At 71.1% G+C, this 12,858-nt stretch carries 10 protein-coding genes; 9 read left to right on the top strand and 1 reads right to left on the bottom strand.

Features of this window, described 5'->3' with window-relative positions; translation table 11 throughout:
* Positions 1-278 precede the first annotated feature (278 nt).
* The 6 genes from ABZ098_RS28430 to ABZ098_RS28405 all read left to right on the top strand — a co-directional run bounded on the left by ABZ098_RS28430 (position 279) and on the right by ABZ098_RS28405 (position 8,495).
* The gene (locus ABZ098_RS28430; RefSeq protein WP_356595846.1) at positions 279-1,400 is read left to right on the top strand and encodes an ROK family protein; all 1,122 of its coding nucleotides are present in this window, start codon (positions 279-281) and stop codon (positions 1,398-1,400) included.
* Between the two features lie 276 nt (positions 1,401-1,676).
* Positions 1,677-2,999 carry a sugar ABC transporter substrate-binding protein gene (locus ABZ098_RS28425; protein ID WP_356595845.1) on the top strand — a complete coding sequence of 441 codons (1,323 nt, stop codon included), beginning with the start codon at positions 1,677-1,679 and terminating at the stop codon, positions 2,997-2,999.
* Positions 3,000-3,122: 123 nt separating this feature from the next.
* A complete protein-coding gene (locus ABZ098_RS28420; protein WP_356595843.1) occupies positions 3,123-4,034 on the top strand; it encodes a sugar ABC transporter permease in 912 nt (303 codons plus the stop codon).
* Positions 4,031-4,933 (top strand): carbohydrate ABC transporter permease, encoded by a 903-nt coding sequence (locus ABZ098_RS28415; RefSeq protein ID WP_356595841.1) that lies wholly within the window; start codon positions 4,031-4,033, stop codon positions 4,931-4,933. The genes ABZ098_RS28420 and ABZ098_RS28415 overlap by 4 nt, the downstream gene beginning before the upstream one ends.
* A gap of 2 nt (positions 4,934-4,935) precedes the next feature.
* Complete coding sequence (locus tag ABZ098_RS28410; RefSeq protein ID WP_356595839.1) at positions 4,936-6,657, top strand: hypothetical protein; 1,722 nt, start codon at positions 4,936-4,938, stop codon at positions 6,655-6,657.
* Positions 6,658-6,662: 5 nt separating this feature from the next.
* Positions 6,663-8,495: a hypothetical protein gene (locus ABZ098_RS28405; RefSeq protein WP_356595837.1), complete on the top strand. Its 1,833-nt coding sequence runs from the start codon at positions 6,663-6,665 to the stop codon at positions 8,493-8,495.
* A gap of 21 nt (positions 8,496-8,516) precedes the next feature.
* On the opposite strand, the gene ABZ098_RS28400 is transcribed toward ABZ098_RS28405, so the two are convergent.
* Positions 8,517-9,179: a nucleoside/nucleotide kinase family protein gene (locus tag ABZ098_RS28400; protein WP_356595835.1), complete on the bottom strand. Its 663-nt coding sequence runs from the start codon at positions 9,177-9,179 to the stop codon at positions 8,517-8,519.
* A 78-nt stretch (positions 9,180-9,257) separates the two neighbouring features.
* Between ABZ098_RS28400 and ABZ098_RS28395 the strand changes: the two genes are divergently transcribed.
* Genes ABZ098_RS28395 through ABZ098_RS28385 form a run of 3 tightly spaced genes read left to right on the top strand, consistent with a single transcriptional unit; the run spans position 9,258 to position 12,836 of the window.
* Positions 9,258-9,704: a nuclear transport factor 2 family protein gene (locus ABZ098_RS28395; protein WP_356595834.1), complete on the top strand. Its 447-nt coding sequence runs from the start codon at positions 9,258-9,260 to the stop codon at positions 9,702-9,704.
* Positions 9,705-9,747: 43 nt separating this feature from the next.
* Entirely contained in the window at positions 9,748-10,485 is a 738-nt protein-coding gene (locus ABZ098_RS28390) for a beta-phosphoglucomutase family hydrolase (RefSeq protein WP_356595832.1), read from the top strand.
* Positions 10,482-12,836, top strand: a complete 2,355-nt coding sequence (locus ABZ098_RS28385; RefSeq protein ID WP_356595830.1) for a glycosyl hydrolase family 65 protein — start codon at positions 10,482-10,484, stop codon at positions 12,834-12,836. Before ABZ098_RS28390 ends, ABZ098_RS28385 begins: the two co-directional genes overlap by 4 nt.
* The last annotated feature ends 22 nt before the right edge of the window (positions 12,837-12,858 follow it).

Raw genomic sequence — 12,858 nt, 5'->3', positions numbered from 1 at the left:
GCGACGGTGGGCGAACCGTGCCGGAGGGCAAGGAAGTTGGGCTCTAGTGAAGCCCCGGGACGGGCTTCTGACGGACCACGGCAGGCGAGTACCGTGACGTTCGTTAGGAAGTTAACTAACGAAGTACAGTGCGTGTCAATAGGCGTCACGCGCCCGGCTTCCCGGACCCCCCGTCCCGGGCGGGAACGCAGGACGCCGAAGCAACCCGTCGCCGCCTCCCGCCGAGCCGCTCGGCCCGGGAGACCGGCCTGTGACCTGGGGGAAGTGTGGAACACGACGTGGCGAGAGCCCCCCGTCTGACCGAGAGCGCAAGCGCCGTATTCGCCGTGCTCGCCCAGGCGGGCACGGCGACCCGGCCGCAGCTCGCGAGCCTGGCGCGCCTGTCCAAGCCGACGGTCTCCTCGGCCGTCGCCGAACTGGAGGGCGTCCACCTCGCGGCCCACTCCGGCACCTCCTCCGGCGGTACGGGCCGCAGCGCCGCCGTGTACCGCCTCGGCCCCGCCGCGGGCGCCGTGCTCGCCGTCGACCTCGGCCCGGCCCTCACCCGGGTCCGCGGCTGCGCCCTGGACGGCACGCTGCTCGCCGAGGCCACCGGCCCCCGGGACGAGGCCGCCGACGTGGTCCGCGACGCCCTCTCGGCGCTGCCCCCCGACGCCCCGCTGCGCACCATCGTCGTGGCCGTCGGTGACGTCACCGCGCCGCAGCGGATGCGCCCCGCCACCGCCAAGGCCGGACCCGTCTTCGACGCCATGACCGTCGCCCTGCCCGCCGGGGTCCCCGTCCACCTGGAGAACAACGTCAACTGCGCCGCCCTCGCCGAACTGCACGAGGGCGCGGCGCGCGGCCGGCACACCTTCGGCTACCTGCGGATCGGCGTCGGTATCGGTCTCGGCATCGTCGTCGGGGGACACGTGCTGGCCGGGGCCAACGGCGCCGCCGGAGAGCTCGCCAGGCTGCCCTACCCCTGGGACGACGGCCTGGAGCCCCGGCACGAGGCCCTGGAGGAGTACATCGGGTCCCGCTCCCTGCTGCGCCGGGCCGCCGAGGCCTGGCCGGACACCGACGGCAGCTGCCCCCGCACCGCCGAGCAGCTCTTCGCCCGGGCCGCGGAGGGCAGTGCCGCCGCCCGCGCGATCGTCGCCAGACACGCCGTGGACGTGGGCCGGCTGGCCGCCGCCGTGACCGCCGTACTGGACCCGGGACTGCTCGTGCTGGGCGGCAGCACCGGTGCGTATCCGCAGCTCCTGCCCGGTGTGCGGGCCGAGCTGGAGCGGCTGAGCTGGCCCACCGAGGTGGTCAGCAGCCAGGTCGGTGATCTCGGCACCGTCGTGGGCGCCGCACGGCTCGCGGTCGCCCGAGGAGTCCAAACCGTGACCCAGGCGGCGCGGACGAAGGATTGACGGTTTCGGACTCGGTCTGCCAATGTCCGGACAAGCGCTTTCTAAGTCGGCCGGGACGCCGGCTTGGGCGAGCGTCCCGCCCGTACTCGACGTACGGCAACCGCACGAGGGCGAGCCCGTGCGGTGACGGCCACAGCGGCCGGGGACCCTCACCTGTCAGGATGACGCGGCCGGGCGAGGCCGCGCCCTCGGAAAGCAAACCTCCTGCAAACTGCACCAGTGCCGCCTCGGTCGGCGCCGTGCTCCGTCCCCTACGACGAAAAAAAGGGATCGAAGATGACCACTGTGGGTGTGCGGCGCTCTAGCCGTCTCGGCCGCGGCGGCATGCGCCGCCTGGTTTCCCTCGCTGCCGCCGCCTCGGCGGGTGCCCTGCTGCTCACCGCCTGCGGGGGCGGTGGCGACTCCGGCGGGACCTCCAAGTCCCTGACGTTCTGGATCTCCACGGTTCCGGGGCAGGACGCGGGCTGGAAGAAGATGGTGGCGCAGTACAAGAAGGAAACCGGCGTCAACGTCAAGCTCGTCAACATCCCCTACGACGGCTACACCACGAAGCTGCACAACGCCGCGCAGGCCAACTCCCTGCCCGACGTGGCGACCGTGCCGGCGCTGGACCCGATCTGGTCGAGCAAGCTGATCGACCTCAAGTCCATCGCCGACAACAAGACCAACAAGATCAACGGCAACTTCGTCGCCAAGGACTCGTCCGGGAAGGTGCTGGCCATCCCCTCGGACGTCACCGCGTCCGGCATGTTCATCAACAAGTCGCTGTTCGAGAAGGCCGGCGTCTCCTTCCCGACCTCGCCGTCGAAGACCTGGACCTGGACCGACTTCATCGCCGCGGCCAACAAGGTCCGCGACAAGACCGGCGCCAAGTACTCCCTGACCTTCGACCAGTCGCCGTCCCGGCTGCGCGCCATGGTGTACGAGATGGGCGGCAAGTACGTCCACGCGGACTCCGCCGGCAAGTTCTCGGCGGACGCGGCGACCAAGAAGGCCGTGAACACCTTCGTCGGCTGGAACGACGACAAGACCATGCCGAAGTCGGTGTGGACGTCCGGCGCCGACCCGTCCGCCATGTTCCAGAGCGGTGACGTCGTCGCCTACTGGTCCGGTGTGTGGCAGGTGCCCGCCTTCGCGGACAGCATCAAGAAGTTCGAGTGGGCGAGCGTCCCGACCCCCGCCCAGCCGGTGCAGGCCAGCGACGTCAACAGCGGCGGTCTGACGGTGGGCTTCAACAACAACGGCGACGCGGCCAAGGCCGCGACGAAGTTCCTGTCCTGGCTGTACGAGCCGGCCCACTACCAGGCGCTGTGCGAGGCGTCCGGCTTCCTGCCGGTCGAGAGCGGTCTGAACCCGAAGTACCCCTTCAAGTCCGAGGCGGCACAGGCGGCGTTCAAGCTGTACAACGAGTCGATCCCGCTCTACGCCCCGATCTCCGGCTACTTCAACACCGCGCAGACCAACTGGGTGCTGAAGGGCAAGAGCCTCACCGAGGACCCGACCAAGACGGAGCTCGGCAAGGCGATCAACGGCCAGCAGTCGGCCGACAAGGCCCTGCAGAACATCGTGGACGGCTACAACCAGCAGGTCGGCGGCTGATCGCGGGCCGCAGGGCCGGGCGGCCGGGGTCGCGATCCCACCGCCCGGCCCCGGCGCCCGCGTGAGGCCGGGCTCATGGCGTGAGCCCGCAGGAATCCATTCCACCAGCACGGAGTCAGGAAGATGACAAAACGCGCCTCGGACGTGTCCGTGAGCCCGCCCAGGAGACGCAGTAAGTACACCCTTGCGCCGCTCGTCCTCATCGCGGCCAACGTCGTGCTCTTCTCGCTGTTCTTCGTCTGGCCGGCGGTGATCGGGCTCGTCTACTCCTTCACGAACTACACGGGTGTGGGGGCGTTCCAGTTCGTCGGACTGGACAACTACAGCAACCTGTTCGGGGACTCCACGTTCTACGACGCGCTGTCCCGCACGCTGCTGTACACCGTGCTCGTCGTTCCGCTGAACTTCGTGCTGTCGCTGCTCGTCGCCAACCTGGTGGTGAGCAAGCAGGCCAAGGGCGCGTCGATCGCCCGGGTCGTCTTCTTCGTGCCGTGGCTCATCTCGCCCATCGTCGTCGGTGTCCTGTGGCGGTGGCTGTTCGGTGAGAACTTCGGACTGATCAACTACGTCATCGAGAAGTTCGGCGGGAACGCCATCGCCTGGCAGTCGAACGCGGACCTGTCGCTGGGCGTCGTGGTCATGGCGGGCGCCTGGTGGGGAACGGCCTTCTCGATGCTGCTGTTCATCGCCGCGATCAAGAACGTGCCGGTGTCGTACTACGAGGCCGCCTCGCTCGACGGCGCGGGCCCCTGGCGCCAGTTCATGAGCATCACCCTGCCGAGCATCGCGCCGACCTCCTTCATCGTGATCCTGCTCAACACGATCAACGCGATGAAGGAATACCCGCTCTTCCTCGCCCTCAACAACGGCGGACCGGGCACCTCGAACAACCTGCTGGTGCAGTACATCTACCAGACCGGCTTCAAAACGGGCCAGATCGGCTACGCGAGCGCCGCGTCGTTCGTGCTCATGCTCATCCTGATGGCCGTCGCGATCATCCAGTTGATCGTCAACCGGCGGATGGAGAACCGATGACCACCACAGACCTTCCCCGCCCGGTCGACGCCGGTCCCGGACGGGCCGTCTCCAAGAAGCGGCCCCGCAGAGCGAGCAACGGTGGGCTTCGGTCGGCGGTGTCCGCGACGACACTGCTGTGGATCCTGGCGGCCCTCTACGGTCTGCCGGTGCTGTGGTTCGTCCTCAGCTCCTTCAAGCCCGCCGGGGACCTGTTCTCCCTTCCGCTGACGGTGCTTCCGCACAACCCCACCCTGTCGGGGTACAAGGCGGCCTGGGACAGTGCCAACTTCTCCCAGTACTTCATCAACACGACCATCGTGTGCGTGATCACCACGGTCCTCACCGTGGGAGCGAGCTGCTGCACCGGGTACGCGCTGGCCAAGTACGACAACAAGTGGCTCAAGGCGTTCTTCCTGTGCATCCTGGCCACCACGATGCTGCCGTCCGAGGTCATGCTCGCCCCGGAGTTCCTGGTCGTCCGTGACCTCGGCCTCTACAACTCCTTCGGCGGCATCATCCTCCCGGCCGTGCTCACCGCCACCGGATGCTTCATGTTCCGCCAGTTCTTCCTGACGGTCCCCGACGAGCTCATCGAGGCCGCCCGCATCGACGGCGCCCGCGAACTGTCGATCTTCCTGCGGATCATGGTGCCGATCTCCCGGCCCATCATGCTGACGCTCGCCATCCTGTCGTTCCAGTGGCGGTGGAACGACTACATCTGGCCGCTGCTGATGCTCAACGACCCCGACAAGTTCACCGTGCAGATCGGCATCCAGAGCCTCGTCGGCGCGCAGAACATCAACTGGTCGGTGCTGCTCGGCGGATCGGTCATCTCCATGATCCCGCTGATCCTCGTCTTCCTGGTGTTCCAGCGGTACGTCATGAACGCCGACATCAACGCCGGACTGAAGGACTGACCTTGCCCCACCCGCTCGACCACGAGTTCGTCCGGTCGGCGGCCCGCGCCGCCGACCGGTCGGCCGCACCCCTGGCGGCCGACCCGGACATGGAACCCGTCGGCGTTCCGCACCGGGGTCTGGCGCGGCGGGTGAAGACCCTGATCGCGGCGTACCGTTCCCCGGACTCGGCACTGCACGGCAGCGGACGGGCGGTCGCCGCCGCGATGACCCACCTCCGCGCCCTGCGGGCCGTGCAGACGCCCTCCGGTCTCTTCGCGGGCGGCGACAACGTCCAGTCACCGCCCGACTCCGCGTTCACCGTCAACGACGTGTGCGACGCGTACGTCCTCGCCGCCGACGCGGGACCGGGACTGGCCGAGGTGACGGCCGCGCTCGCCGAGATCGCCGGCGCTGCCACCGTCCCTCTCCTGACCGGTGGCGTGCACACCCCGAACCACCGCTGGGAGCTGAGTGCGGCCCTCGCCCGGCTGCACCGGTCCTTCCCCGACGACCGGCTCCTCGCCCGCGCCGAGGAGTGGCTCGCCGAGGGCGTCGACATCGACACGGACGGCCTGTACTCGGAACGCAGCGCCGTCTACGCGTCCATCGTGACCAACCCGGCGCTGCTGTTGCTGGCCGAGGTCCTCGGGCGTACCGACCTCCTGGACGCCGTCGAACGCAACCTCACCACGACCCTGGACCTGATCAGGCCGGACGGCACGGTGGAGACCGTCCACTCGCGACGGCAGGACCAGAATGTGTCGTTCGCGCTGTGGCCGTACCTGCCGCACTACCGGCTGCTCGCGATCCGTACCGGCCGGGGCGACTTCGCCCGCGCGGCCCGCCTGGCGGCCGCCGACGGCATCGACGACCCCGACCTGCTCGCCCAGACCCTCCTCACCCCGGATCTGTGCCGCGCGCTGCCGGCCCCGGACGCGGAGAAGCTCCCGCGCGACCGGTTCCTGTCCACCGCACGCCTGGCCGCACACGTCTCGGCCACCGCGCACACCGTGGTGTACGGCGGCTCCGACGTGCCCGAGCACCGGCGCATCCGTTCGGGCCTCGCCTGCAACCCCACCTTCCTGCGCATGTTCGCCGGTGCCGCCGTCCTCGACGCGGTCCGCCTCTCGCGGGCTTTCTTCGACCTGGGCCCGTTCCGTGCCGCCGCCATGGAGCAGCTCGCCGACAACCGGTACCGGCTCACCCAGACCCTCACCAATGCCTACTACCAGCCGCTCCCGAAGGACCGCAGGCGCGACGACGGCGCCTACCGCCTGGTGGACGAAGGCCGCTTCTCCGCGGCGATGGCCTTCCCCGACCGCCCTCAGGACGAGGTCTCCCACACGACCCGGGTCGAGGTCGACCTGCGGGACGACGGGGCCGACCTGCGGATCGACATCAGCGGCCCACCGGTGCCCTGGGCCCTCGAACTGACCTTCCGGCCGGGCGGCGAGCCGCAGGGCGCCGTACCGCTCGGCGACGGAAGCTGGTGCCTGACCACCGAGCCGTCGACCTACCGCGTCGGCGACGACGAGATCCGGGTCGAGGCCGCCGTCGAGACGGGCGAGCCGCTCGTCGGGCCGGACCGGACCGACGTACTGCGCTATGACCCGGGCCAGGACTACACGGTGGTCGGCGGCACCGACGCGACCACCGGAAACCGCGTCTACCTCGGTGGGCACGGACCGCAGACACTGACCCTCACCCTGCGCGCCACGACCGTCCCAGGCATGAAGGACTGATTCCCGTGCACCTCCCTCGTCAGTTCGGCCCGCTGCACGACCTGCCGGACACCCCGGAGGCCTACGACGAGGTCCTCGCCGACGTCACCGAGCAGGCCCTGTCCCGGCTGACGCCCGAGGGCAACCTCGAACACCCCGACTGCGTCGACGACATCGGCGACACCTCGCTGGGCATCACCTCCCTGCTCGCGTTCGCCTGGCAGCGCGGCAAGGACCCGAGGCTGCCGGAGGCGGTCGGCCGCAGTCTCGGCTTCCATCTGCGCGAGCGGGTGTACACCGACGACAACCCGGGCTACCCGAACCTGAAGGTGCGCAACTCCGGGCTGCCGTACGCCCGTTACACCCTGGCGGCGGGCGCCCACCCCGTCGGCGACTGGCCGAGTACGGTGTGGGCGCTGCTCCAGGCGGTCAACGTGCTGGACGCGGCGGAGGGACTCGTCGACGACGACCAGCGGGCCGAACTCCTCGACGTGGCGCGCGGATACTGGCGCTGGCTCACCGAGGCCACCTTCTTCAACCCCCAGGAGGCCGGCAACCAGGCGATCGGCTGCGTGGTCGGCGGCCTGATGCTGGCGGCCCATCTGCAGGGTGCGGAGGCGAAGTCGGTCCGCGCGCGGGCGCTGCGGCTCTACAGCGAGGAGATCCGCGCCCACCGGGTCACGGACCGCGGCGCGGCCCTGCCGCCCGAGCACGGCGGTGCCTACGACAACAACTACGGCCCGATCTCCCTGTCCTTCCTCGCCCAGGCCCACCGGGTCAGCGGCGAGGAGGTCTTCGCCGAGGACGGCGACACCCTGGCCCGCTACATCGACGCCCGGCTGACCAACGGCGGCTTCGACAACGGCGGCCCGCGCTACAGCGAGCAGCACTCCGCCTTCGAATCGGTCCTGGGCCTGCGCTACTTCGGCGCCCGCATCGGCGCCGACCTCGGCCGCTACCGGGGCGACTCCCGCTGGGGCCGGTACGCGGTCAAGGCGGACGGGGGAGTGGACGGCCACTTCGCGTGGATGCTGGTCTGGCAGATCCAGGACACCACGCGCTGGCACCGCGAGCCGTCCACGGCGACCTCCCGCCACCAACTGCGGGGCGGCGGTGTCTCGGTGGCCTTCGACTCCCACATGACACCCGCGGTCGTGGAGGCCGCCGGCACCTACTACCTGCCCGCGGCCGTCAACCGCCAGCACGGCTTCGGTCCGGTCGCCGACGGCTTCCTGATGTGCCGCCCCATGGGCGAGGTCCGGGTCCGTGACCTGCGCGCCGACGGCCTCGTGGCCAAGCTGGTCACCAAGCCGGTCGTCGGCCGCGACCACGTCCTGCGCCACATCCAGTCCCTGTACGTCACCGACGGCACCAGCCTGTGGACGGCGGTCGCCGTGGAACGCCTGCCCGGCACGCCCTACCTGCTGGCCGGACTGCCGTACGCCGAGGACGACGGCGACAAGGTGCGCCGGACCGCCCAGGGCGAGGTGGCCTCCGTGGGCGCCCTGCGGCTGACCCACCCCGAGGCCGAGGGCGTCGACCACTTCGACGCCCGCTCGGCCACGACCCAGGAGCAGGCCGCCTTCGCCCTGGCCGCCGACCCCCGCGGCTACGGCAACCCCGACGAGGGCTGGCGCCACCTGGTCAGCTCCACGGCCCTGGAGGCGGACCCGGTCCCGGACGCGCCGGACGACCTGCACGCCTTCGCCGTGCGCTACGGCCCCGGGGGCACCTTCTCGGCGACCTTCACCCGCGACGGCGCCGGACTGACGGTACGCACCGAGGCGTTCACGGCAAGGATCGGCGACCCGGCCGGCGACGAACACGGCGAGCCGGAGCTGACGCTGTCCGCCTGCTGAGGAACCGGGGCCGGGCCGACTTCACCTACCGGTGTCCACGCGCGGCAGCGCCGTCACCGGCACCACCAGGTCGGCCCGGTCCCGGGTCGCCGCCACCAGCTCCGCGTTGCGCTGGTCCGAGCGCGTCACCCACGCCACCGCCTCGGCGTGGGTCTTGCCGAACTCCTCGTGCCGGGCGACCAGTCGGCGCACCCGCTCACCCTCGTCGAGGGCGCAGAACCACACCTCGTCCAGGGCGGGCCGGACCCGCCTCCACGCGCCGGTGTCGAGCAGCAGGTAGTTCCCCTCGGTCACGACGAGCCGGGCCGTGGGCGGCACCGGGATGGCCCCCGCGAGCGGCTGCTCCAGCACGCGTTCGAAGCCGGGCGCGTACACGACGTCCTCGTCCGTCTCCTCGCGCAGCCGCCGCAGCAGGGCCGCGTACCCGGCGGCGTCGAAGGTCTCTGGTGCTCCCTTGCGGTCGCGCAGCCCGAGCCGGTCCAGTTCCCCGTCGGCGAGGTGGAAGCCGTCCATGGGGACGTGCGCCACCCAGGGCTCGCCCGGGCCGTTCAGGGCCCGCACCAGATGCTCGGCCAGGGTCGTCTTGCCCGCACCGGGGGAGCCGGCGATGCCGAGGACGGCCCGCCTCCCCGGCTCGGCGAGGGAACGCGCGCGGGTCACAAGGTCGTCGAAGGTCAGCGGCACACGCCGAGTGTGTCATTCGAAGACTTCGGGTCGGCCAGGCACCCTGGAGGGCGCAAGGGGGAGAAAGGAGCCCCAGCCGTGCCCCAATACCACGACGAGTCCGGCGCCCCGCACACTTCGGGCGCTTCCGACGCCTCCGACGAGGCGCAGATCCGAGCCCTCATCACCGGATGGGCCGCGGCCGTCCACCGCGGCGACCTCGCCGGTGTGAGCGCGGACCACGCCCAGGACATCGTGATGTTCGACGTGGCGTCGCCCCACCACGGCATCCGGGGCCTCGCCGCCTACCGTGCGGCCTGGCCGCCCCTCCTCGCGTGGCAGGCCCAGGGCGCCCGCTTCGACATCGAGTCCCTGCACGTCACCGCGGGCACGGACGTCGCGTACGCGCACGCCCTGGTGCGCTGCGGCACCCCGGAGGAAATCGCCGCCCACCCCGGATTCCGGCTCAGGCTCACCTTCGGCCTGCGCAAGGAGCGCGGCCGCTGGCTGGTGGCCCACGAGCACCACTCCTTCCCGCACGACTGAATCCGCCTGTTGGCGCGGCGTCTGACAGGGAACCGGGTTCTGTATGACGGAGCTCGGTCTGCCAGAAGAGATCAAGGCCTGCCTGTTCGACCTCGACGGGGTCGTCACCAGGACGGCCGTCGTGCACGCGGCCGCCTGGAAGGAGATGTTCGACGCGTTCCTGCGCGCCCGCGAGGGCGAACATTTCCGGCCATTCGACGACCACGACTACGACGAGTACGTCGACGGTCTGCCGCGGGCCGACGGTGTGCGCACCTTCCTCGCCTCCCGCGGCATCGAACTGCCGGACGGGAAACCGGACGACCCCCCGGGCGCGGAGACGGTCCACGGCCTCGGCAACCGCAAGAACGCCCTCGTCCTGGAGAAGATCCGCACGGACGGCGTCGAGGCCTACGACGACACCCTGGCCTACATCCGGGCCGCCCGCGCCCAGGGACTGCGCACCGCGATCGTCTCGTCCAGCGCCAACTGCCGTGACGTGCTGCGCGCGATCGACGCCGAGGACCTCTTCGACGTACGCGTCGACGGCGTGGTCGCGGCCGAGCGCGGGCTGCCCGGCAAGCCGCGCCCCGACACCTTCCTCGCCGCCGCCCGCGACCTGGGCCTGGACGCGCCCCGGTCCGCCGTCTTCGAGGACGCCCTCGCCGGCATGGACGCGGGCCGCTCGGGCGGTTTCGGATACGTCGTCGGCCTCGACCGGGTCGGACAGACCGACGCCCTGTACGAGCACGGCGCGGACATCGTCGTGAAGGGCCTCGCCGAGCTGGGAGGAGGCGCGTGATCTCCCAGCGTTCCTACACCGTCGAGCCCTGGGCCGTCCGCGAGACCTCCCTCAACCTCGACGTCCTGGCCCAGAGCGAGTCCGTGTTCGCCCTGTCCAACGGCCACGTCGGCTGGCGCGGCAACCTCGACGAGGGCGAACCCCACGGCCTGCCCGGCTCCTACCTCAACGGCGTCCACGAACTGCACCCGCTGCCGTACGCCGAGGCGGGCTACGGCTATCCGGAGTCCGGCCAGACCGCCATCAACGTCACCAACGGCAAGATCGTGCGGCTCCTCGTCGACGACGAGCCCTTCGACCTGCGCTACGGCCGTCTCGTCGCCCACGAACGCAACCTCGACCTGCGCCGGGGCGTCCTGGAGCGGTCCTGCGAGTGGATCTCGCCGTCGGGCTCGCGGATCAAGGTGCGCTCGACCCGGCTCGTCTCGCTCACCCAGCGGGCGGTCGCCGCCGTGGCCTACGAGGTGGAGCCCGTCGACAGCCGTACCCGGGTGGTGATCCAGTCCGAGCTGGTCACCAACGAGAGCCTGCCCGGTCCGAACGGCGACCCGCGCGCCTCCAAGACCCTGAAGTCGCCCCTGGAGCACGAGGAGGGCTTCGCCGTCGGGACCCGGCTGCGCCTGGTGCACCGTACCCGGCACAGCGGACTGCGGGTCGCCGTGGCCGCCGACCACGTGATCGAAGGACCGGAACGCACCACCACCAGCAGCGAGGAGACCGTGGACCTCGCCCGGCTGACCGTCACCTCCGTCCTGGAGCCCGGGCAGCGGCTGCGCGTGGAGAAGCTGGTCGCCCACGGCTGGTCGGGGGCCCGCTCCCGGCCCGCGATGAGCGACCAGGTGGACGCGGCCCTGGCAGCGGCGGCCCACAGCGGCTGGGACGGACTCCTGGACGAACAGCGCTCCTACCTCGACGACTTCTGGGCCCGCGCCGACGTCGAGGTCGACGGCGACGAGGAGATCCAGCAGGCCGTCCGCTTCGCCCTCTTCCACGTGCTCCAGGCGGGCGCCCGCGCGGAGCAACGGGCCATCCCCGCCAAGGGCCTGACCGGTTCCGGTTATGACGGGCACGCCTTCTGGGACACGGAGACGTTCGTCCTGCCCCTGCTCACCTACACCGAGCCCCGTGCCGTGGCCGAGGCCCTGCGCTGGCGGCAGAAGACGCTGCCCGCCGCCCGCGAACGCGCCGCGCAGCTCGGCCTGAACGGCGCCGCGTTCCCGTGGCGGACCATCGAGGGCTCGGAAGGATCGGCGTACTGGCCCGCGGGCACCGCCGCCTTCCACGTCAACGCCGCGGTCGCGGACGCCGTCGTGCGCTACACGGAGGCCACCTGCGACAGGGACTTCGAACGCGACACCGGCGTCGAACTCCTCGTGGAGACGGCCCGGTTGTGGCGCTCGCTGGGCCACCACGACCACCACGGCGTCTTCCACATCGACGGCGTCACCGGGCCCGACGAGTACAGCGCGGTCGCCGACGACAACACGTACACCAACCTCATGGCCCGCGCGAACCTCCTCGCGGCCGCCGAGGTCTGCGGCCGGTACCCGGAACAGGCCGCCGCGCTCGGCGTCGACGACGAGGAGAGCGCCGCCTGGCGGGACGCCGCCGAGGCCGTCCACATCCCCTACAACGACGAACTGGGCGTGCACGAACAGAACGCCGGCTTCACCCGCTACCAGCGCTGGGACTTCGACAGCACCCGCGCCGACCAGTACCCGCTGATGCTGCACTTCCCCTACTTCGACATCTACCGCAAACAGGTCGTCAAGCAGGCGGACCTGGTGCTGGCGATGTACCTGTGCAGCGGCTGGTTCGAGGAGTTCCACGACGAGGAGCAGATCGCCCGCAACTTCGCCTACTACGAACCCCTGACCGTGCGGGACTCCTCCCTGTCGGCCTGCGTCCAGGCGGTCGTCGCCGCCCGCGCGGGACATCTGTCGCTCGCCTACGCCTACACGGCCGAGGCGGCGCTGATGGACCTCGCCGACCTGGCGAACAACACCCGCGACGGGCTCCACATCGCCTCCCTCGCCGGCACCTGGACGGCGCTCGTCGCCGGGTTCGGCGGTCTGCGCCGCGACGGCGACTCCCTGCGCTTCGCGCCCCGTCTGCCGGAGCGGTTCAGCCGCCTCGCCTTCAACCTCCAGCTCCTCGGCCGCTGCCTGCGCGTGGAGATCGGCCCGGACAAGGCGACGTACACCCTGATGTCGGGCGCGCCGCTGACGATCCGCCACCACGGCACCCCGCTCACCGTGAACGGCGACGGGCCCGTCGTCCGCCCCGTCCCGGCGCCGGGGGACCGCCCGGCCCCGGAGCAGCCCCGGCACCGCGCCCCGCACGCCCGCTGACCGGGACGGGCGATCCGGACAG

Source organism: Streptomyces sp. NPDC006335, from assembly GCF_040612795.1.
Lineage (GTDB): Bacteria > Actinomycetota > Actinomycetes > Streptomycetales > Streptomycetaceae > Streptomyces.
Note: the sequence above shows the minus strand (reverse complement) of the source record. Positions and strands in the feature narration are given on the sequence as shown.